This is a genomic window from Acinetobacter sp. NEB149, assembly GCF_012516415.1.
GTDB classification, from domain to species: Bacteria; Pseudomonadota; Gammaproteobacteria; order Pseudomonadales; family Moraxellaceae; genus Acinetobacter; species Acinetobacter lwoffii_V.
In genome coordinates this window covers 33,189-53,524 of the sequence record NZ_CP051209.1, presented here as the reverse complement: position 1 = coordinate 53,524, position 20,336 = coordinate 33,189, and the positions used below count along the sequence as shown (strand labels likewise).

Below are 20,336 nucleotides of genomic sequence, written 5' to 3'. Positions count from 1 at the left end.
TTTGTTTTAGAAGTTTTCTAGTACAATTTTGCCTTTTGACTTACCTGATTCAAGTAACTTATGCGCCTTCTCCAAGTTTGCAGCGTTAATTTTGCCTAGATTTTGGTTGAGGGTACTTCTAATTTTTTGCTGGTCAACTAATTGAGCAACCTGTTGCAATAGATCACCTTGCTTTTCAATATCATCGGTTTCATACATTGAACGGGTGAACATCAACTCCCAATGGATAGAAATAGATTTAGTCTTAAATGGCATAATATCAAATGTTTGTGGATCATCGATCAATCCAAGCTTGGCTTGTGGTGCAATCAGAGAAACTATTTGCTTGATATACGTTTCTGTATGATTTGTAGAGAATACATATTTTGGTTTTTCAATGCCTAGTGTCTCGATTTGTGCATTTAAATCTTTGCTATGATCAATGACATGGTCGGCACCAAGTGATTCCACCCAAGATTTCGTTTCTTCCCGTGAAGCTGTTGCTATAACGGTCAGATTTGTTTTTGCTTTTAGGAGTTGGATAGCAATTGATCCTACACCGCCTGCACCACCAATAATTAAAATACTGCCAACTTCTGTTTCTGAAATTTGAAATCGATCAAACAGCATTTCCCATGCCGTTATTGCAGTTAATGGCAATGCTGCTGCTTCTGCATTAGATACTGTAATTGGTTTAAGACTGATAATTCGTTCATCGACTGCTTGAAACTCAGCATTACTACCATCTCGGGTTAAATCGCCAGCATACCAAACAGAATCTCCTACTTTAAACGCGGTAACTTTTGAGCCAACTTCAATAATTTCCCCAACGGCATCCCAACCTAAAATACGATTATTTGCTTCAGACGAATTTTTTCTCACTTTGGTATCAACTGGATTCACAGAGATTGCCTGAACTTTTACCAGTACATCACGCTCCTTAAGCGTAGGCTTCGCTTTTTCAATATCTACCAATGAATTTTTAAAATCATCATGGTTATTGATAACATACGATACGGCTTTCATAGATTTGTCCTTAACTTTAAAAAAATATAGTAAAAATAGGAGCGAAGTGCTCCCATTTTATGTTATTCAATCATTAAAACTCTTGGCTCGTTGGGCGCAAAACAATTTCATTAATATCTACATCCGCAGGCTGTTCAATTGCATAAGCAATTGCTCGAGCGACTGAGTCAGCTGGTATGGCTTGTTTGTAGAAATCAGTAACAAACTCTGAACTTTCTTTATGAGAAGAACCGAATTTTAGTTCTGACTCAATTGCACCAGGCTCAATAGTCGTCGTTCTAATTGTTCCCCCAACTTCATGACGAAGGCCTTCAGAGATGGCTCTTACAGCAAACTTAGTACCGCTATAAACAGTACCTCCTGGACTAAATACTTTTAACCCTGCAACAGATGCGAGATTAATAAAGTGTCCAAAGTTTTGTTTTTGGAAAACAGGCAGTGTAGCTGCTATACCATAAAGAACACCTTTAATATTAATGTCGATCATACGATCCCATTCATCAACTTTTAGCTCACTTAATGGTGCAATAGACATTAATCCAGCATTGTTTACCAATACATCGATTTGACCAAATGCGCTTAATGCCTTTTCAATAAGTGCTTGTACTTCATGTGGTTTGGTTATATCCATACCAATAAATTCAGCTTGACCACCTTCAGCACGAATGTCGTGAACAATAGCCTGTAATTTTTCAGTACGTCTAGCACCAAGTACAACCTTTGCACCTTTTTTAGCAAGTAAGCGAGCAGTAGCTTCACCTAAACCACTACTTGCACCTGTGATAACAATAACTTTATTTTCTATATTATTCATACAAGTAACCTTCAACTTATCTGTCAATCATATTTGATGGATTAAGTATTACAGCCTTGTTAGGTATAATAAATGAATAATATTATCTTTCAGAATTCCTATTTACGGAATAATTACCATAACACAGGATTGGACATGCAGAACAAATTGGAAATGATGCGTATCTTTTGTGTCGCAGCAGAGTCTCGAAATTTTAAAGAGGCAGCCACTCAGCTGGGTATTTCCCCGCAGGTAGTGACACGGGCAATAAAAGAGCTAGAAGAGCAGCGCGGAGAGATTCTGTTTTACAGGAGTACTCGACAAATTAAAATTACCGCTGATGGTGAGCGTCTGGCAAAGCAAGCACATTTTGCGGTAGGATCCATTGATGCTCTGTTTGTAAAAGACACCAAGGAAAAACGAGATGAAATGCGTGGGACCGTCCGTCTTACTGTGTCGTCTGTGTTAGGGCGCAAATTGGTAGTACCCGCACTAGCAGAATTTGCCACACGTTATCCAGATATTGTCGTGGATTGTGTGCTAACAGATTCACACTCGGATGTGATCGATGAGCGGATAGATATCGGGATCAGATTTGGATTTTTGCCGGACAATCGATATGTGGCAAGGGAATTGGCTAAAGTGAACTTTTATTCTGTGGGTACGCCAGAGTTAATTGATAAGGTTGGAATGCCTAAAAAAATTATTGACTTAGATAAATACCCTCTAACAGCACTATTCGATCATAAAACAGGGCGTTACTGGCCATGGACATTCACCGAAAGTCGAAGCTTCACGCCATCAAAGCCTCGTTTTATTACAGATGATCTAGAAGCTGAATTTCAAGCTATTCTCGCTGGAGTTGGATTCGGACACATGCCTGGATTTCTAGTTTTGCCGTGGCTTAGGAGTGGTAAGCTCATTCAGATACTTCATGAGGAAACCTCTCCCGTTTGGCGCCTGTATTTATATCGTCCACAGCGGGGCCCGACACCTTTGCGAATCCGAGCATTGTTTGATTACTTAGTGGAAGTGCTGGGCCATATAGAAACCTGAATCAGATAAGACCATCATGTATCTAGAGTAACTACAATTTTTCCTATTTGCTGATTTGATTCAAGATAGCGCTGAGCGTCATGCATGTCCTCAAAGTCAAAGCAACGGTCGATCACTGGGCGAAGATATCCTGCACCTATACTGCTAAGAATAAATCGTCTGGCTTGCTCCCTTAAAACAGGGTCATGGAGAACCTCAAGGAACAAAAAACCTCGCATGGTTAAGCTCTTGCGTAATGCAACTTTAAGAGGAAATGGTGTGATCTCAGGGCTAAGTGCACCATGCATAACCATAGTTCCTCCTACAGACATCGCTTTTGCAATCTGTTCAATATGTGGCCCTCCTACAGCATCGAAGGCGACATCAAGATGTTCTCCACCTAAACGTAAAACAAGCGCCTCATACAAATCTGGTTCATCTTCACTGGCTATAACATTTTTAACACCGAGATCCAGTAAACGTTGCTTTTTCTCTATCGTCTGTGTACTTGCAATGACCTTAGCACCCGCTGCTTCAGCTATCTGTATCGCAGCTAGTCCTACGCTACTTGAAGCTGCTGTGATCAAGATTGTTTTTCCTTTCGAAACTCCACCAGCATGGATTACACCACCCCAAGCCGTCAAATACTGCATCCAGATTGAGGAAGCTTCTTCCCAGCTTAAACTATCGGGTTTGTGAACTAAAAAAGTTTCTGGAATCAGAAGCTTGTCCGCATATGTCCCATATTTGGCTAGATTGTCAGTCGGAAGAATCGATACTGCATCTCCTGGAGAAAATTGGCGTACACCTTCACCTATCGCCAGAACTACGCCTGCTCCCTCATATCCCAGACGAGAGGGGAATACTGCCTTTTGAATATAAGTACCACGCCGAAACATCACATCAGCCCGGTTGAGTCCGATCGTTTTCATCTGGATTAGAACTTCTCCTGCGGCTGGTAAAGCCACAGGAAGTGTTTCTAATGTCAGAACATCTGTATCTCCAATAGAATTGAAGCGCCAAGTCTTGGCCTGAAGTGCGTTAAATGACATCAATCACGACCTTAATATTGGCAGAGCGATCTTGAACAGCATCATGAGCCTCAATCGCTTGATCTAGAGTAAAATGACGAGGATCAACAATAGGACGCAGTTTACCTTCCTCAACGAGACGAGTCGCGATCTTAAGGACATCACCATGATGAGAACGGCGATTACCTGTTAACATCGGCAATAGGACGAATACGCCAGACAGTGTGGCACACCGTAGAGATGAACTCGCTAAATTATGATTACCAAATGCAGCACAGCTGGTAATGTGGCCATAGTGAGTTGTCATTGAAAGTGAAGCTTCTAGTACTGGACCACCCACAGTGTCGTAAACAATGTTAAAACCTTGACCCTCAGGGCTTGCAGCAATAATGTCATCGGAAGATGCTGTTGTGTAATCGAGAGGTGTTGCACCGAGTTCTGAAATCAGTGATTGATCAGCTGTACGACCAGTCGCCCAAACATTTGCATCAAGTGCTTTTGCAAGCTGAACCACCATATAACCAACGCCACCAGCACCACCCTGAACCAGTACAGTTTGCCCTGGTTGGACCTTAGCATTATCCACTAAACCTTCCCAAGCGGTGAGGAACGTCAATGGTAGTACTGCTGCCTCGCGCATAGAGATATTCCGTGGCTTTAATGCGATCAGATCAGCATCTGCTACAACATATTCTGCTAAAGATCCTTGAAGACCACGAACGCCACCAATCAGACCGTAAACTTCATCTCCGACGTTGAAGTGAGTGACACCTTCACCAATAGCAGTTACAACCCCAGCCATATCTGTTCCCAACACGGCAGGAAGCTCTGGCATAGCATATGGTGCTTCACCAAGACGAATTTTATAATCAATAGGGTTTACACCACTAGCATGAATACGTACTAGAACTTGCCCAGCCTCAGGTTGAGGTATAGGGAGTTCTACACGTTTAAATTCATGATCACCAAAATTTTCTAAGATAAGAGCATTCATCATCTTATTCATAGTTATTCCTTATTCTTAACTGGGGGATGATATGCACAGTACCAAAGTAAATTAATCCAATAAATGATATTTATAGGATTTGATAATTCCTAAATAATGAATAATAAATATTATCCGCTCACTAAAAATATTCTAGTACAGTCTGTAAAGGCAGTTTAATCTAAACTGTCGGTAGTATTTTCAAGGCTTGAAACGTTCAAAATATCTACAAAGTGGCTAAAATTTGAAACATAATTCTAAAAGGTCACAGCATCACAAAGAACATGAGCCAAAATAAAAAATGGGAGCTAAAAGTCCCATTCTTTGTGACTTTAGCATCAGCTCTACGATGTTAATTTAAAAAAAACTAAAAACAGGGATAGAAAATTTTCGCTAAAGAGCTTTTTGATTTTCGATTTATAAAAAATATTGCTTTTTTTATACTATGGGGTACTATAGTATAAAAGCTAGCAAATAAGGAGGTCTGATGCCTAATCAGGTTGAAGACAAAAAAAGATTCTTCTACGCGTCAGAAGGATCAAAGGTCAGACGCAAGCGATTGAAAAAGCGTTAGAAGACAATGTGGAATGTGGTGCAATTCTGCAACAAATATGCTCTGTGCGTGGTGCTATTAATGGTTTAATGAATGAAATGCTGGAGGTTCATTTAAAGGACACTTTAGTATCAGGTGAAACCACAGAACAACAACGAAAAGAAGAATTGGCTGAAATCGCCAAGATTCTAAAATCATATTTAAAATAGATCTGTATAAGGAATTATTCCATGAAGTCACGTGCTGCTGTTGCGTTTGGTCCTGGTCAACCTCTTCAAATTGTTGAGGTCGATGTTGCACCACCGAAGAAAGGTGAAGTATTAATCAAGATTTCCCATACCGGTGTGTGTCATACAGACGCATTTACTTTATCTGGCGATGATCCTGAAGGCGTTTTTCCGGCTATTCTCGGGCATGAAGGTGCTGGCGTTGTAGTTGAGGTTGGTGAAGGCGTGACTAGCGTCAAACCAGGTGATCATGTAATTCCACTTTACACCGCTGAATGTGGCGAGTGCGTATTCTGTAAATCTGGAAAATCGAACTTGTGTATTTCCGTTCGCGAAACTCAAGGTAGAGGCGTAATGCCAGATGGTACCACTCGTTTTTCCTACAATGGTCAACCGATTTACCACTATATGGGCTGCTCAACGTTCAGTGAATACACGGTAGTGGCAGAAGTATCATTGGCTAAAATCAATCCTGAAGCCAATCACGAACATGTCTGCTTACTGGGTTGTGGTGTCACAACGGGTATCGGTGCAGTACACAACACGGCTAAAGTACAAGAAGGTGATAGTGTTGCGGTCTTTGGTTTAGGTGGTATTGGTCTGGCAGTCGTACAAGCCGCACGTCAAGCTAAAGCAGGACGTATTATTGTGGTTGACATGAATCCAGATAAATTTGCGCTGGCAAAAGAGTTTGGTGCAACGGACTTCTTGAACCCTAAAGACTACGACAAACCAATCCAGCAAGTCATTGTCGAAATGACTGGCTGGGGTGTAGATCATTCATTTGAATGTATTGGTAACGTGAATGTGATGCGTTCAGCCCTTGAAAGTGCACACCGTGGCTGGGGACAATCCGTAATTATTGGTGTAGCTGGCGCAGGTCAGGAAATCTCTACCCGTCCATTCCAACTGGTTACTGGTCGTAAATGGCTAGGTTCTGCCTTTGGTGGCGTAAAAGGTCGCTCGCAACTTCCAGGAATGGTTGAAGATGCAATGAAAGGTAAAATTCAATTAGAACCATTTGTGACACACACGATGGGTTTGGATCAGATCAATGAAGCCTTTGATCTAATGCATGAAGGAAAGTCGATTCGTACTGTAATTCATTACGAATAATTCCGTCAGACCTTATACTTTTCCATGCATGTGAATCATGATTGACATGCATGGAATCCTCTAAAACGGCACATCATCTGTAAAACAGATCTATCTGTGTAGGCATCGTGTATAGGTTCAATAAACCTGCCTACATTTTAAATCTTTATGACTATTCTCTGTAGAGAATGTCAGACTCTTTGTTTACTCGATTTCTCATGAAGTCTTGCTCAACATAGGTAATTGATTATGGAAATAATTGAGAAACATGCTTCTTTTGGTGGATCGCAAGAAGTGTATCGCCATCAGTCAATAGCACTAAACTGTTCAATGAAATTCTCAATATATCTGCCACCTCATGACAAAGATGAGAAGTTGCCAGTTTTATATTGGTTATCAGGACTGACTTGCAACGAACAGAACTTTATTACTAAAGCCGGAGCACAAAAGTATGCGGCTGAACATAAAGTCATTATTGTTGCACCAGATACCAGCCCACGTGGAGAAGATGTACCAGATCATGCAGATTACGATTTAGGCCAAGGTGCAGGATTCTATGTGAATGCAACACAAGCACCCTGGTCAAAGCATTTCAAAATGTATGATTATATTGTGGAAGAGCTCAGAAATCTGATAGACCTGAATTTTCCGACCAATCAAGTCCAAAGTATTATGGGTCATAGCATGGGTGGTCATGGTGCATTAGTAATTGGGTTAAAAAATCCTGAGCTGTATAAAAGTATTTCTGCTTTTGCACCGATTGTTGCACCTAGCCAAGTACCTTGGGGGAAAAAGGCTTTCACACACTACCTTGGTGAAACCGAAACTTTATGGAAAAGCTATGATGCGATTGAATTAATCAAAAACGCTGAAGTTCATTTACCTATTTTAGTCGATCAAGGAACAGCTGATGATTTTCTTGAAGAACAGTTAAGGCCTAAGCTTCTTAGTGATATTTGTTTGGAACAAGAATATCCTCTGACACTTAACCTAAGAGAAGGGTATGACCATAGCTATTACTTTATTGCGAGCTTTATAGAGAAACATATAGAGTTTCACAGCAAATTCCTAGCTAAATAACTTTCATAGATATGAGGATGTACAATATTGTTCTTGAATGCTTCTTGAGCAATATAATTTCCAGATGAAGAGGTCAGCTTATAAATCTAAGGTAGAGTCAATTGATCCTTATATAAATAAGATTGAATTTAATCATCTCATATCTTGATTTTTTGATTCAAATGTTAATGATATTAACTTGAATAAATTCATAGCATTATGTCGAAATAAAAACCTAAATTTTGGCTCAGCTATGGGAATTTTTTTTAACTTTTATACAACAAAACTTTCTGACATGCATACATTAGCAATGTCAGAATCAGTTTGAATTATAATCAATTATGGAGTTTTAGTCATGCTTAAAACAGCTTTATATGTCCGTCTTGAAGCTAAACCGGGTAAAGAAGACGAAGTGGAAGCTTTTCTTAAAGCCGGTTTACCTATTGTCATGGAAGAACCTGCGACAGTTGCGTGGTTTGGCCTACGTCTTGGACCTACAACATTTGGTATTTTTGATGCATTTCCTGATGAGGCGGGTCGCCAAGCGCATTTATCTGGCAAGGTTGCAGCTGCTTTGATGGCTCAGGCCGAAGAGCTATTTTCAGAGCCACCATCTATTGAAAAAGTAGATGTTTTGGCGAGTAAACTACCAGCTTAAACCGATGCTTAAATGTATGAGGGTGCTGTCTGAAATTTTGAATGAAAGGCAGCACTTTAACGCTTTGAGGTTTGTCATAGGCTTTTTATTCAAGTTGGGCTACTTTATTTATTGGCTTAATCTCATCATTTAAATGGGGCAATATCCAAAACAGGGTAAATAAACGAATGCAACTATTTACATGCTTTATATTGAACCAATCTATCTAATTTACTGTCACATTTGTACATCTGCTAAACCGTGCCAATCTGCTTTTAAAATATTTAATCATTGCTATTTTGTATGAGCCATTCACTGTTTCAGCCAATGCGTTCACAACCATGTCAGTAGTCATACGTGTTGATACCTTTCATCCAACAATCGCTCGTGAAAATACATTAATAATAAAAGCGGTATAGAACAAGCCTGAATTTGTTTAACCATCACTAAAGTTGCAAGCTGAAATAATTTTTATAAAAATAGACGACTGGTCTATTTTTATGTATAGTTAGCACATGGTGTAGGCAAAAGCCGTAGTGTTGTCCGATTTTTTAAAAGTTTATTTGATGAATAACGGTGGTTTTTCAAATCAATTAACTGATCATTCTAGGATAAAAATATGCTGAATTTTAACTTTTATAATCCGACCCGCATTATTTTTGGTGGCGATACAATAGCTAAAATCAATGACTATGTGCCTACAGAAGCAAAAGTATTAATGTTGTTTGGTGGTGAAAGTGCACGTAAGAATGGTACTTTAGCTGAAGTGCGTGAAGCATTAGGTGCAAGAGAAATTCATGAATTTGGCGGAATTGAGCCGAATCCGAGTTATGAAACCCTCATGAAAGCTGTAGAGCTGATTCGTGAACAAAAGATTGATTTCTTGATGGCTGTCGGTGGTGGATCGGTAATCGACGGTACTAAATTTATTGCAGCAGCAGTCAATTATACAGGGGATACATGGGAGATTTTAGAAACCCATGGTAATAAAATTACCCAAGCTTTGCCTTTTGCGAGTGTACTCACCCTTCCGGCAACTGGTTCAGAAATGAATAGCGGTGGGGTAGTAACCAGAAAATCGACCCAAGCCAAATTGTCATTTAGCAGTCCCTATGTTTTTCCGCAATTTTCCGTACTTGATCCGAATAAAACTTTTAGCTTGCCGACGCGCCAGTTGGCTAATGGCGTGGTCGATGCATTTATTCATGTCATGGAACAGTACTTAACTCACCCTGTGAATGCACACGTACAAGATCGTTTTGCCGAAGGTCTATTGCAAACTTTGATTGAGATTGGACCGAAAATCTTGGAAGATTCAGCAGATTATGACACGCGTGCGAATTTGATGTGGGCTGCTAGCATGGCACTGAATGGGCTAATTGGAGCTGGTGTACCACAAGATTGGTCAACCCATTTGATTGGACATGAGCTCACGGCTTTATATGGTATTGATCATGCTCGTACCTTGGCCATTGTGTTGCCGTCCAATCTACAAGTGCGTCGTCAAGAGAAGCGAGAAAAATTACTACAGTATGCAGCTCGTGTCTGGCAGATTGTCGAAGGTGATGAAGAACAACGTATTGATACTGCTATTGCTCGTACTCGAGCCTTCTTTGAGCAACTTGGATTGCCGACTCGTCTTAGCGATTATGGACTGGGGGAGACAGATATTGAGATCATCATTACGCAACTTAAATCACATAATCTTACACAGCTAGGCGAACATAAAAATGTTTCATTAGAGATCAGTCGCCAAATTCTCGAGATGAGCATCTAAGCTAAATGCGCGTATCTGGCATGCTCTGACCCTGTAACAATGCTCCTCAATCATGAAAATTATCGGAGAAATAACATGAAAATTTTAATCGTTTTAACTTCACATGATCAACTTGGCAATACTGGTAAGAAAACAGGTTTCTGGCTAGAAGAACTTGCTGCACCGTATTACACCTTTATTGACTCTGGTGCTGAAGTTACGCTGGCGTCGCCTCAAGGTGGGCAGCCACCACTAGATCCGAAAAGTAATTTAGCCGATGCTCAAACTGAAACCACTCATCGTTTTGAAGCAGATCCAACTGCAATGCAAGCATTGGCACAGACACATAAACTTAGCGAAATTTCTGTAGCTGATTATGATGCAGTGTTTTATCCAGGCGGGCATGGCCCATTGTGGGATTTAGCAGAAGATCCGATTTCAATTTCTCTGATTGAACAGGCGATTCAGTCTGGCAAACCTGTTGCAGCAGTGTGTCATGCCCCGGGTGTTCTTCGTCATGTGAAAGCGAGTAATGGAGCGCCCTTAGTTAGCGGTAAATTAGTGACTGGTTTCACCAATACTGAGGAGGCCGCTGTAGGTTTGACTGAAATTGTACCATTTTTAGTCGAAGACATGCTTAAACAAAACGGTGGTCATTATTCTAAAGTTGATGATTGGCAAGTACATGTTCAAGTAGATGGCTTGCTGGTTACTGGACAAAATCCAGCATCTTCTGCTGCAACTGCCTCAGCATTACTTCAATTGTTGAAATAAAGAGTAGCTAGTGTCTGTTGTGGTGCTTAGCAGTGAATAAACTTCTGACTCTGAGCAACTGGCGCAATAAGCAAAATAACCCTCACTTAATGGTAAGCGTGCGCTGAACCCCATAGCTATTTTTTAATTTTGGTCGGGTTTCCAGCGGTGCGGCAGCAATTCTTCTATTTGGCTCACTTTATGTGTCGGTAACCTTTTCAGCACATCACTTAAATAGGCATACGGATCCAAGCCATTCAGCTTTGCTGACTGGATTAAAGTCATGATATTCGCCGCTCGCTGACCACTGCGCAGCGAGCCAGCAAACAGCCAGTTCTTGCGTCCTAAGGCCCAAGGTCGCATTTGATTCTCTACCCAATTATTGCAAATCGGTAGATTGCCATCATCCAAATAGCGGCTTAAAGCTGGCCAACGCTTCAGAGTGTAATTGATCGCCTTGGCGGTGGGAGAACTCGATGGCACCGTCAGATGATGTTGGTTGAGCCATTCATACAGTTGTTGCATCACCGGTTGACTATGCTGTTGCCGGTATTCGCGGCGGTCTTCCGCTGTACTATCGGTCTTTTTCCTGAGTTCTGCTTCTATCCCATACAGTTTCTGAATCAGCACTAATGCCTGTTCAGCGACCTGACTTTTCCCGGTCACATGCAGTTCATGGAATTTACGACGTGCATGGGCCATGCAGCCCACCTCAATCACCTGGCCTGATTTAAAACGTGCTTTATAACCACTGTAATCATCACAGACTAGATAGCCCTGCCAGCCTTTCAAGAACTCTTCAGCATGCTGGCCTGAACGACTATCCTGAAAGTCATAGATCACCGCCTGAACTGGATTATACTGTGTGGTGGCATAGGCCCAGACATAACCTTTCTTCGGTTTTTTATTATTCTCACCCATCCGCATGATGGTGACCGGTGTTTCATCTGCATGCAGCACCCGCTGTTGCAGCACCACCTCTTTTAAGGCATTGGCCAGAGGTTCCAGTTCTACACCGCAGCGACCTATCCAGTCAGATAAAGTGGATCTGGACAGATCAATGCCAGCCCGCTGATAGATCAGGCGCTGACGGTACAGCGGCAAATGATCGGCATACTTCGATACCAGCACATGGCTGAGCAATTCAGGTGAAGCAATGCCTTTATCAATCACATAGGCGGGCATCGCTTGCTGAGTTAGAGTGTCACACTGATCACAGACCCATTTACCACGCACATGCTGTTCCTTATAGAACTGTGCCGGTCTGAAATGCAGTTTTTCACTGACATCTTCGCCGATACGACGGAGTTGGCAGCCACAAGCACATTGGGTTGATGCAGGTTCATGCTCAATACGGATGGTGTGTAGATGATCTGGCAGTGGTCGACGTTTAGGTTTATTGGTTTTGGCTTTCTGTGTCGCTGCATTGGTTTTATCTGCATTTAGCCGTTCCAGTTCTAGATCAACCGCGGCAATATCTTCTTCAACCGCTTCATCCCACAGATGGATTTGTTTTGCCGTTAAGTGTTCATTCTTTGGGCGAATTTGTGCTTTTTAAACAGCGCCAGTTCATGCTCGTATTTTTGATTGAGAATAGAAAGATGTTGAACTTTGGCATCCAATTGTTGGTTTGATTGTGCTAGAGACTGATGCTGCAGCGCCAACTGCCTGGTGAATTCCAGCAGTTGTTCATGGGTCAGTTGGCTTAAATCAGGCAGCGTATTCATGACCGCAGTATGCCTGAGGTCATGAGAAGAATGAAATAGAACGTTTGGAGAATAGCAGAATGGTCGAGCCTGGTTTAAAGCATCGTCACCACCTGCTGTCGTCCAATGCGCTGCCAGGGCAAACCTTGGATCAGTGCCTGTAACTGTTCCGGGCTGAGGGCCACGGTTTCACCTTGGTGAACTTGAGCCCAGTGAAATTTGCCCTGTTCCAGCCGCCGGGCACACAGCCAGATGCCCAATCCATCATGTACCAGCACTTTCATGCGATGGCCACGTTTATTACAGAACAGGTAAGCACAATGCGGTTTGATGTAGCCAAAGGCTCTCACCACCTGAGCCATGGTCGTATCCATACCTGCTCGCATATCCAGAGGTTGGGTAGAAAGCCAGATTTCATCAATGCGGATCATGTTGCAAGTGCCTTGAGTAATTCTGCTAAAGCAGATATTTCTGATACTTGCCATTTCAAGCCAATTTCTGCTTTTGAGTGGGGTAAAGTAATTTGAACCGTTAACATGTCAGTAGGAGTAGGATCTAATGGTGTAGAGCAAGATAAGGCAATAAATGCAGGTTTATTCGGTAGTGGTGAGCGATCATTCCCTGGCTTACCATCAATTAAGCGAATCCATTTGGATACAAGATTTGTATTCAATCCATGTTGCAAAGCGACCGAAGCAATTGAAACGTCCGGTGCTTTACAAGCCTGAACGATCTGCTGTTTAAATTCAGCACTGTATGTTCTTCGTTTTTTCGCAAGAGATGCGATGGATGTCTGGTGATTTGTAGTCATAAATTTTAGTCCCCACTTGTTTTTAAGTGGGGACTAAATTAAGGCTTATAGGATGAATTCATAAGGTGTGTTCAGCGGACGCTTACACTTAATGGTGAAGGGCCTGAGTTAATAGCTTTCCTTTATTTATTTTTCTATATACAGGAAGGATATTTTTTTTAATTTAGATCAATTAAGTCATGGTTACTTGGATACAATGAAATGAAAGACAGCAAACTTTTTCAAAACTTAAGCTTAGGCCCTTATGTTTTGCAAAACCGTATTGTATTGCCACCATTAACGCGGTCGCGCAGTACTCAGCCAGAGAATATTCCAAATGAACTGATGGCAACCTATTATCAACAGCGTGCCGGGGCAGGGTTTATGGTCACCGAAGGTACGCAAATCGAGCCACGTGGTCAAGGCTATGCTTGGACTCCCGGTATTTACAGCCCTGAACAGATTGCTGGATGGCGTAAAGTGACGGAAGCAGTGCATGCTAAAGGAGGCATTATTTTTGCACAACTTTGGCATGTTGGGCGTGTTTCACATACATCTTTGCAACCCGATCATGCATCACCGGTCGCACCCTCGGCTATTAGGGCTGATAGTAATGTTAAAGTGTTTATTGAGACCGGGCCCAATGCAGGGACCTTGGCTGATCCTTCAATGCCACGTGCTTTAAGCAATGCAGAAGTTAAAGAATTAGTGCAACTCTATGCTCAAGCAGCACGCAATGCCTTGGCTGCTGGTTTTGATGGGGTTGAAATTCATTGTGCAAATGGTTATTTGGTGAATCAATTTATCTCTGCACATAGTAACCACCGTGAAGATGAATATGGTGGATCACTAAACAATCGTTTGCGTTTTTTACGTGAAGTAGTACAGGCCGTTGCTGAGGTGGTTGGTGCAGATCGTTTAGGAGTGCGTTTTGCCCCGCTATTTGAAAGTACAGAGGAAGATCGTGTTTACATGGGGTTGGTTGAAGATGATCCACATGTGACTTATATTGAAGCCATAAAAATACTTGAAGAAGTTGGGATTGCCTATCTATCTATTGCAGAAGCTGATTGGGATAATGCACCAGAACTTCCTCATGATTTTCGTAAAGATGTCAGAGACACTTTCAGTGGTCGGATTATTTATGCAGGTCGATATACGGCAGAAAGAGGAACTCGAATTTTAGAGGCAGGGCTGGCCGATTTAATTGCATTTGGACGCCCATTTATTGCGAATCCAGATTTACCCGATCGCATCGCCAATGGCTGGCCATTGAATGCAGTAGATGCAAGCACTATGTATGGTGGGACGGAAAAAGGCTATATTGATTATCCAGCTTACGCAGATTAATATTGACTTAATGAGTTATTTTGCCAACCTTTGTGGTTGGCAAAATAACGACTTAAGATTGCTGTTGCTAGCACAATTTCTTCTTAAAACAAGTTCTTAAAATTTTTTAGCTGTGTAATGAGCCAACCTGCCAGTGGGAAAGAAATCAGTTGCGTTACTGGCACTAATACTATGACTTCAATCAACACCATCATCGGGAAACTTTGATGCTCAGTAATTGGCTTTAATAAAGTGAGAACCAGTAATAGTGTGGGATATAAGCCTAAATAACCAACTAAAATACGAGTCATGAGGGCTTTAGAAGGAGAATTCATTGTGCGCTATACTCATGGATTGTAAATTGATCTAATAGCAACACATTAATAAGTAATCATTGGACTGCTATCATGAATTATTAATTATGTAATTGATATTTAATCTAATTTTTATGAATCTTCACTTTTTAATAGAAATTTAGTTGCTCTCAGAGCTTGATGTAATGGCGTTTTATCTTTTTGCAACTTACTCAGTAATGCTGCACCTAACCACATTTGGTAAAGTACTTGTGCCAACGTTGAGGCCTCAGTATCTGCTTGGATAGACTGATCCTGTTTTCCCAAATCAATTAAAGCAGCAATACGTTGGATTACATCATCGACGCCAGCGGACATAATGGAGCGCATATCTTCAGATAGATCGGCAACTTCTGCGGCAAGTTTCACAATTAAACAGCTATCCGCCCAACCACACTGTGTTTCAGGATCTTCTATCCATAAATTAAAATACTCAATCAGCTTTTGATAAGGGGATTTATCGCTACGCCATACATCATTTAAACGGACTTGGTAATTATCTACATAATGCTGTACCAATTCACACCCGAAAGCTTCCTTGGATTGGAAATAATGATAAAACGAGCCTTTAGGGATTTCACAGCTCTGTAAAATTTCCTGTAATCCTACGCCAGTAAAACCTTTATGCAAAATCAGGTCTGAACTGGTGTTAAGAATGTGTAAGCGCTTCGCTTCAGACTTTTTAATAGGAGTAGGCTTCATATTAATTATTTACTCTATTGTAAAAAATAGACCAGTCGTATTGTTTTTTATTATAACTCATCTACAATGGATGTAAAGAAATTTTAATCATAATTTTTGATTGTGAATAGAAATACTTCTAAATAAAACATGGAGTTATATGTGTGAAAACAGTTATTAATCAACGTATCGTTTTAGCTCAACGGCCAGTCGGTGAGCCAAAACACAGCGATTTTCGTATTGAACAAGTTGAACTCAATGAACTTAAACAAGGCGAGATATTGTTAAAAACCATTTACTTGTCACTCGATCCTTATATGCGTGGTCGCATGAGTGATGCTCCTTCATATGCAGCACCGGTTGAAATCGGCGAAGTGATGGTCGGTGGAACAGTCAGTCAAGTGGTGGCCTCTAAAAACCCAAAATTCAAAGAAGGCGAGTGGGTTCTTTTCGGAAATGGCTGGCAGGGCTACGCAATTTCTAATGGGACTGCATGTCAAAGCTTAGGTATGCAACCTGAACATCCATCTTGGGCATTGGGTATTTTGGGAATGCCAGGATTTACTGCTTATATGGGGTTGTTGGACATTGGTCAGCCTAAAGCTGGTGAAACTTTGGTCGTTGCAGCTGCAACAGGACCTGTTGGTGCTACGGTTGGACAGATTGGCAAAATTAAAGGTTGTCGCGTGGTTGGCATCGCAGGTGGGCCTGAAAAATGTCGTTATGCAGTAGAAGAACTCGGCTTCGATGCTTGTATTAATCATCATGATGAAAATTTTGCAGAACAATTACAACAAGCAGCTCCCAACGGTATTGATATTTATTATGAGAATGTCGGGGGTAAAGTGTTTGATGCGGTATGGCCATTGCTTAACTCTGCGGCACGTGTACCGGTGTGTGGTGTGGTTTCCCAGTATAACGCTACCGAGCAAGCACAAGGGCCAGACCGTTTACCGGGCTTTATTTCCACCCTTTTAAAAAAGCGTATTCGCATGCAAGGCTTTATTATTTTGATGATTATGGCAGTCAGTATCCGGAATTCTATCAGCAAATGTCTGAATGGTTGAAAGACGGAAAAATCAAATATAAAGAGTATATGGTGCAAGGTTTAGATAACACGATCAATGCTTTCAATGGTATGTTGAAAGGCGAAAACTTTGGCAAAGTGGTTGTAAAAATTTAAAAAAATAGGAATTATCATGATCACACTACATCATTTAGATCAATCACGTTCTTTTCGCATTTTGTGGTTACTTGAAGAAATCAAGCAGCCCTATGAGCTGAAACGCTATTATCGTGACTCAAGCACGCATTTGGCCCCTGACTCTTTAAAAACCATTCACCCTTTAGGGAAATCTCCAGTATTGGAATGGGATGGCAAAGTTATTGCAGAGTCAGGCGCAATCGTTGAGTTATTAATTCAGAAACTTGCGCCGCATTTAGCACCAGATATGGATGAATCTACCTATGTCGATTATTTACAGTGGATTCATTTCTCAGAAAGCTCTGCCATGCTGCCATTTTTGTTAAAAACGTTTAATACGATAGAAACCAAGCAGGGCACGAAGTTGGTATTTCTAGAAAATTATACTCAAGTTGAGTTCGATAAAGTATTTGGCCATTTAAATGAATATTTAAAAGATAAAGAATTTCTAGTGGCAGACCGTTTAACCGGTGCTGACTTTATGATGGGCTTTGGACTACATGCTTTAGTTTATCATATGGGACAAGGTGAAAATTATCCCCATATCCAACGTTACGTAGCAGGTTTAAGCCAACTACCTAGCTGGCAAGCCGCAGTACAAATTGAACAAAATGGTGTGAAAAGTCAAAAATAGCAAGATTGTTTTTTTAAGGCAATGTAAGCGTCCGCTGAACACACCTTATGAATTCATCCTATAAGCCTTAATTTAGTCCCCACTTAAAAACAAGTGGGGACTAAAATTTATGACTACAAATCACCAGACATCCATCGCATCTCTTGCGAAAAAACGAAGAACATACAGTGCTGAATTTAAACAGCAGATCGTTCAGGCTTGTAAAGCACCGGACGTTTCAATTGCTTCGGTCGCTTTGCAACATGGATTGAATACAAATCTTGTATCCAAATGGATTCGCTTAATTGATGGTAAGCCAGGGAATGATCGCTCACCACTACCGAATAAACCTGCATTTATTGCCTTATCTTGCTCTACACCATTAGATCCTACTCCTACTGACATGTTAACGGTTCAAATTACTTTACCCCACTCAAAAGCAGAAATTGGCTTGAAATGGCAAGTATCAGAAATATCTGCTTTAGCAGAATTACTCAAGGCACTTGCAACATGATCCGCATTGATGAAATCTGGCTTTCTACCCAACCTCTGGATATGCGAGCAGGTATGGATACGACCATGGCTCAGGTGGTGAGAGCCTTTGGCTACATCAAACCGCATTGTGCTTACCTGTTCTGTAATAAACGTGGCCATCGCATGAAAGTGCTGGTACATGATGGATTGGGCATCTGGCTGTGTGCCCGGCGGCTGGAACAGGGCAAATTTCACTGGGCTCAAGTTCACCAAGGTGAAACCGTGGCCCTCAGCCCGGAACAGTTACAGGCACTGATCCAAGGTTTGCCCTGGCAGCGCATTGGACGACAGCAGGTGGTGACGATGCTTTAAACCAGGCTCGACCATTCTGCTATTCTCCAAACGTTCTATTTCATTCTTCTCATGACCTCAGGCATACTGCGGTCATGAATACGCTGCCTGATTTAAGCCAACTGACCCATGAACAACTGCTGGAATTCACCAGGCAGTTGGCGCTGCAGCATCAGTCTCTAGCACAATCAAACCAACAATTGGATGCCAAAGTTCAACATCTTTCTATTCTCAATCAAAAATACGAGCATGAACTGGCGCTGTTTAAAAAGCACAAATTCGCCCAAAAGAATGAACACTTAACGGCAAAACAAATCCATCTGTGGGATGAAGCGGTTGAAGAAGATATTGCCGCGGTTGATCTAGAACTGGAACGGCTAAATGCAGATAAAACCAATGCAGCGACACAGAAAGCCAAAACCAATAAACCTAAACGTCGACCACTGCCAGATCATCTACACACCATCCGTATTGAGCATGAACCTGCATCAACCCAATGTGCTTGTGGCTGCCAACTCCGTCGTATCGGCGAAGATGTCAGTGAAAAACTGCATTTCAGACCGGCACAGTTCTATAAGGAACAGCATGTGCGTGGTAAATGGGTCTGTGATCAGTGTGACACTCTAACTCAGCAAGCGATGCCCGCCTATGTGATTGATAAAGGCATTGCTTCACCTGAATTGCTCAGCCATGTGCTGGTATCGAAGTATGCCGATCATTTGCCGCTGTACCGTCAGCGCCTGATCTATCAGCGGGCTGGCATTGATCTGTCCAGATCCACTTTATCTGACTGGATAGGTCGCTGCGGTGTAGAACTGGAACCTCTGGCCAATGCCTTAAAAGAGGTGGTGCTGCAACAGCGGGTGCTGCATGCAGATGAAACACCGGTCACCATCATGCGGATGGGTGAGAATAATAAAAAACCGAAGAAAGGTTATGTCTGGGCCTATGCCACCACACAGTATAATCCAGTTCAGGCGGTGATCTATGACTTTCAGGATAGTCGTTCAGGCCAGCATGCTGAAGAGTTCTTGAAAGGCTGGCAGGGCTATCTAGTCTGTGATGATTACAGTGGTTATAAAGCACGTTTTAAATCAGGCCAGGTGATTGAGGTGGGCTGCATGGCCCATGCACGTCGTAAATTCCATGAACTGCATGTGACCGGGAAAAGTCAGGTCGCTGAACAGGCATTAGTGCTGATTCAGAAACTGTATGGGATAGAAGCAGAACTCAGGAAAAAGACCGATAGTACAGCGGAAGACCGCCGCGAATACCGGCAACAGCATAGTCAACCGGTGATGCAACAACTGTATGAATGGCTCAACCAACATCATCTGACGGTGCCATCGAGTTCTCCCACCGCCAAGGCGATCAATTACACTCTGAAGCGTTGGCCAGCTTTAAGCCGCTATTTGGATGATGGCAATCTACCGATTTGCAATAATTGGGTAGAGAATCAAATGCGACCTTGGGCCTTAGGACGCAAGAACTGGCTGTTTGCTGGCTCGCTGCGCAGTGGTCAGCGAGCGGCGAATATCATGACTTTAATCCAGTCAGCAAAGCTGAATGGCTTGGATCCGTATGCCTATTTAAGTGATGTGCTGAAAAGGTTACCGACACATAAAGTGAGCCAAATAGAAGAATTGCTGCCGCACCGCTGGAAACCCGACCAAAATTAAAAAATAGCTATGGGGTTCAGCGCACGCTTACAAGGCAATTGAGAAAAAGAATCATGATTGACAAGTACATCTGGTTATAAAATAAGCTGACACTTATTTAAAGTAAACGCCTAATGAATTTCATCGGGCGTTCTCTATTTTAAAGATAAGGAATTACCATTATTTAAGACAAGTTTCGCCTATTCTTTCACTGCAAATTCCTATCAAAAGGGCTTGAATATCACGAC

Annotated in this window: 19 protein-coding genes and 4 pseudogenes; 13 read left to right on the top strand and 10 right to left on the bottom strand. The window is 41.9% G+C overall.

Features of this window, described 5'->3' with window-relative positions:
* Positions 1–6 precede the first annotated feature (6 nt).
* Both HGD77_RS15735 and HGD77_RS15730 read right to left on the bottom strand, forming a co-directional pair.
* On the bottom strand, positions 7–1,005 hold the full coding sequence (locus HGD77_RS15735) for a zinc-binding alcohol dehydrogenase family protein (protein WP_004281847.1): 999 nt from the start codon (positions 1,003–1,005) through the stop codon (positions 7–9).
* A 73-nt stretch (positions 1,006–1,078) separates the two neighbouring features.
* Positions 1,079–1,819, bottom strand: a complete 741-nt coding sequence (locus HGD77_RS15730) for an SDR family oxidoreductase (RefSeq protein WP_001059480.1) — start codon at positions 1,817–1,819, stop codon at positions 1,079–1,081.
* A 135-nt stretch (positions 1,820–1,954) separates the two neighbouring features.
* Between HGD77_RS15730 and HGD77_RS15725 the strand changes: the two genes are divergently transcribed.
* Positions 1,955–2,854: a LysR family transcriptional regulator gene (locus HGD77_RS15725; protein WP_004733180.1), complete on the top strand. Its 900-nt coding sequence runs from the start codon at positions 1,955–1,957 to the stop codon at positions 2,852–2,854.
* A 14-nt stretch (positions 2,855–2,868) separates the two neighbouring features.
* On the opposite strand, the gene HGD77_RS15720 is transcribed toward HGD77_RS15725, so the two are convergent.
* On the bottom strand, positions 2,869–3,885 hold the full coding sequence (locus tag HGD77_RS15720) for a zinc-dependent alcohol dehydrogenase family protein (protein WP_004281844.1): 1,017 nt from the start codon (positions 3,883–3,885) through the stop codon (positions 2,869–2,871).
* Complete coding sequence (locus HGD77_RS15715) at positions 3,875–4,870, bottom strand: zinc-dependent alcohol dehydrogenase family protein (RefSeq protein WP_004281843.1); 996 nt, start codon at positions 4,868–4,870, stop codon at positions 3,875–3,877. The genes HGD77_RS15720 and HGD77_RS15715 overlap by 11 nt, the downstream gene beginning before the upstream one ends.
* Positions 4,871–5,336: 466 nt before the next feature.
* On the opposite strand from HGD77_RS15715, the pseudogene HGD77_RS15710 reads away from it, so the two are divergent.
* The 4 genes and pseudogenes from HGD77_RS15710 (at position 5,337) to HGD77_RS15695 (ending at position 8,441) form a co-directional block, all read left to right on the top strand.
* Positions 5,337–5,611: pseudogene (locus HGD77_RS15710) on the top strand (metal/formaldehyde-sensitive transcriptional repressor).
* A gap of 21 nt (positions 5,612–5,632) precedes the next feature.
* A complete protein-coding gene (locus HGD77_RS15705; protein WP_004281842.1) occupies positions 5,633–6,745 on the top strand; it encodes an S-(hydroxymethyl)glutathione dehydrogenase/class III alcohol dehydrogenase in 1,113 nt (370 codons plus the stop codon).
* Between the two features lie 228 nt (positions 6,746–6,973).
* The gene (gene fghA, locus HGD77_RS15700; RefSeq protein ID WP_004281841.1) at positions 6,974–7,804 is read left to right on the top strand and encodes an S-formylglutathione hydrolase; all 831 of its coding nucleotides are present in this window, start codon (positions 6,974–6,976) and stop codon (positions 7,802–7,804) included.
* 334 nt (positions 7,805–8,138) lie between these two features.
* The gene (locus tag HGD77_RS15695; protein WP_000920558.1) at positions 8,139–8,441 is read left to right on the top strand and encodes a putative quinol monooxygenase; all 303 of its coding nucleotides are present in this window, start codon (positions 8,139–8,141) and stop codon (positions 8,439–8,441) included.
* Positions 8,442–8,526: 85 nt separating this feature from the next.
* Here the strand turns inward: HGD77_RS15695 and HGD77_RS17280 are convergent.
* Positions 8,527–8,856 (bottom strand): annotated as a pseudogene (locus HGD77_RS17280) (IS3 family transposase); the annotation flags it as partial.
* Between the two features lie 183 nt (positions 8,857–9,039).
* Here HGD77_RS17280 and HGD77_RS15685 point away from each other — a divergent pair.
* Together HGD77_RS15685 and HGD77_RS15680 are read left to right on the top strand one after the other, a co-directional pair.
* Positions 9,040–10,197 carry an iron-containing alcohol dehydrogenase gene (locus HGD77_RS15685; protein WP_004281840.1) on the top strand — a complete coding sequence of 386 codons (1,158 nt, stop codon included), beginning with the start codon at positions 9,040–9,042 and terminating at the stop codon, positions 10,195–10,197.
* Between the two features lie 75 nt (positions 10,198–10,272).
* Positions 10,273–10,950, top strand: a complete 678-nt coding sequence (locus HGD77_RS15680; RefSeq protein WP_004647734.1) for a type 1 glutamine amidotransferase domain-containing protein — start codon at positions 10,273–10,275, stop codon at positions 10,948–10,950.
* A gap of 123 nt (positions 10,951–11,073) precedes the next feature.
* On the opposite strand, the pseudogene HGD77_RS15675 reads toward HGD77_RS15680, so the two are convergent.
* From HGD77_RS15675 to tnpA (HGD77_RS15665), 3 genes and pseudogenes are all read right to left on the bottom strand, one after another.
* Positions 11,074–12,656 (bottom strand): annotated as a pseudogene (locus HGD77_RS15675) (IS66-like element ISAba25 family transposase).
* Between the two features lie 74 nt (positions 12,657–12,730).
* Entirely contained in the window at positions 12,731–13,066 is a 336-nt protein-coding gene (gene tnpB / locus HGD77_RS15670; protein WP_005265675.1) for an IS66 family insertion sequence element accessory protein TnpB, read from the bottom strand.
* Positions 13,063–13,446: an IS66-like element accessory protein TnpA gene (tnpA, locus tag HGD77_RS15665; RefSeq protein ID WP_004733109.1), complete on the bottom strand. Its 384-nt coding sequence runs from the start codon at positions 13,444–13,446 to the stop codon at positions 13,063–13,065. Before tnpA (HGD77_RS15665) ends, tnpB (HGD77_RS15670) begins: the two co-directional genes overlap by 4 nt.
* A gap of 201 nt (positions 13,447–13,647) precedes the next feature.
* Between tnpA (HGD77_RS15665) and HGD77_RS15660 the strand changes: the two genes are divergently transcribed.
* Entirely contained in the window at positions 13,648–14,775 is a 1,128-nt protein-coding gene (locus HGD77_RS15660) for an alkene reductase (protein WP_004281838.1), read from the top strand.
* A gap of 83 nt (positions 14,776–14,858) precedes the next feature.
* On the opposite strand, the gene HGD77_RS15655 is transcribed toward HGD77_RS15660, so the two are convergent.
* Together HGD77_RS15655 and HGD77_RS15650 are read right to left on the bottom strand one after the other, a co-directional pair.
* Positions 14,859–15,089: a hypothetical protein gene (locus HGD77_RS15655; RefSeq protein ID WP_004281837.1), complete on the bottom strand. Its 231-nt coding sequence runs from the start codon at positions 15,087–15,089 to the stop codon at positions 14,859–14,861.
* Between the two features lie 111 nt (positions 15,090–15,200).
* Positions 15,201–15,809: a TetR/AcrR family transcriptional regulator gene (locus tag HGD77_RS15650; RefSeq protein WP_004281836.1), complete on the bottom strand. Its 609-nt coding sequence runs from the start codon at positions 15,807–15,809 to the stop codon at positions 15,201–15,203.
* Between the two features lie 143 nt (positions 15,810–15,952).
* On the opposite strand from HGD77_RS15650, the pseudogene HGD77_RS15645 reads away from it, so the two are divergent.
* The 5 genes and pseudogenes from HGD77_RS15645 (at position 15,953) to HGD77_RS15625 (ending at position 20,109) form a co-directional block, all read left to right on the top strand.
* Positions 15,953–16,971: pseudogene (locus tag HGD77_RS15645) on the top strand (NADP-dependent oxidoreductase).
* Between the two features lie 16 nt (positions 16,972–16,987).
* Entirely contained in the window at positions 16,988–17,626 is a 639-nt protein-coding gene (locus HGD77_RS15640; protein ID WP_004281825.1) for a glutathione S-transferase family protein, read from the top strand.
* A gap of 109 nt (positions 17,627–17,735) precedes the next feature.
* A complete protein-coding gene (tnpA, locus tag HGD77_RS15635) occupies positions 17,736–18,119 on the top strand; it encodes an IS66-like element accessory protein TnpA (RefSeq protein ID WP_004733109.1) in 384 nt (127 codons plus the stop codon).
* Complete coding sequence (tnpB, locus tag HGD77_RS15630) at positions 18,116–18,451, top strand: IS66 family insertion sequence element accessory protein TnpB (RefSeq protein ID WP_005265675.1); 336 nt, start codon at positions 18,116–18,118, stop codon at positions 18,449–18,451. The genes tnpA (HGD77_RS15635) and tnpB (HGD77_RS15630) overlap by 4 nt, the downstream gene beginning before the upstream one ends.
* Positions 18,452–18,525: 74 nt before the next feature.
* A complete protein-coding gene (locus HGD77_RS15625; protein ID WP_168730562.1) occupies positions 18,526–20,109 on the top strand; it encodes an IS66-like element ISAba25 family transposase in 1,584 nt (527 codons plus the stop codon).
* Positions 20,110–20,336 lie beyond the last annotated feature (227 nt).

Coding starts and splice junctions, on each gene's coding strand:
- HGD77_RS15735 (WP_004281847.1), bottom strand. CDS start 1,005: ATGAAAGCCGTATCGTATGTTATCAATAACCATGATGATTTTAAAAAT.
- HGD77_RS15730 (WP_001059480.1), bottom strand. CDS start 1,819: ATGAATAATATAGAAAATAAAGTTATTGTTATCACAGGTGCAAGTAGT.
- HGD77_RS15725 (WP_004733180.1), top strand. CDS start 1,955: ATGCAGAACAAATTGGAAATGATGCGTATCTTTTGTGTCGCAGCAGAG.
- HGD77_RS15720 (WP_004281844.1), bottom strand. CDS start 3,885: ATGTCATTTAACGCACTTCAGGCCAAGACTTGGCGCTTCAATTCTATT.
- HGD77_RS15715 (WP_004281843.1), bottom strand. CDS start 4,870: ATGAATAAGATGATGAATGCTCTTATCTTAGAAAATTTTGGTGATCAT.
- HGD77_RS15705 (WP_004281842.1), top strand. CDS start 5,633: ATGAAGTCACGTGCTGCTGTTGCGTTTGGTCCTGGTCAACCTCTTCAA.
- fghA (WP_004281841.1), top strand. CDS start 6,974: ATGGAAATAATTGAGAAACATGCTTCTTTTGGTGGATCGCAAGAAGTG.
- HGD77_RS15695 (WP_000920558.1), top strand. CDS start 8,139: ATGCTTAAAACAGCTTTATATGTCCGTCTTGAAGCTAAACCGGGTAAA.
- HGD77_RS15685 (WP_004281840.1), top strand. CDS start 9,040: ATGCTGAATTTTAACTTTTATAATCCGACCCGCATTATTTTTGGTGGC.
- HGD77_RS15680 (WP_004647734.1), top strand. CDS start 10,273: ATGAAAATTTTAATCGTTTTAACTTCACATGATCAACTTGGCAATACT.
- tnpB (WP_005265675.1), bottom strand. CDS start 13,066: ATGATCCGCATTGATGAAATCTGGCTTTCTACCCAACCTCTGGATATG.
- tnpA (WP_004733109.1), bottom strand. CDS start 13,446: ATGACTACAAATCACCAGACATCCATCGCATCTCTTGCGAAAAAACGA.
- HGD77_RS15660 (WP_004281838.1), top strand. CDS start 13,648: ATGAAAGACAGCAAACTTTTTCAAAACTTAAGCTTAGGCCCTTATGTT.
- HGD77_RS15655 (WP_004281837.1), bottom strand. CDS start 15,089: ATGAATTCTCCTTCTAAAGCCCTCATGACTCGTATTTTAGTTGGTTAT.
- HGD77_RS15650 (WP_004281836.1), bottom strand. CDS start 15,809: ATGAAGCCTACTCCTATTAAAAAGTCTGAAGCGAAGCGCTTACACATT.
- HGD77_RS15640 (WP_004281825.1), top strand. CDS start 16,988: ATGATCACACTACATCATTTAGATCAATCACGTTCTTTTCGCATTTTG.
- tnpA (WP_004733109.1), top strand. CDS start 17,736: ATGACTACAAATCACCAGACATCCATCGCATCTCTTGCGAAAAAACGA.
- tnpB (WP_005265675.1), top strand. CDS start 18,116: ATGATCCGCATTGATGAAATCTGGCTTTCTACCCAACCTCTGGATATG.
- HGD77_RS15625 (WP_168730562.1), top strand. CDS start 18,526: ATGAATACGCTGCCTGATTTAAGCCAACTGACCCATGAACAACTGCTG.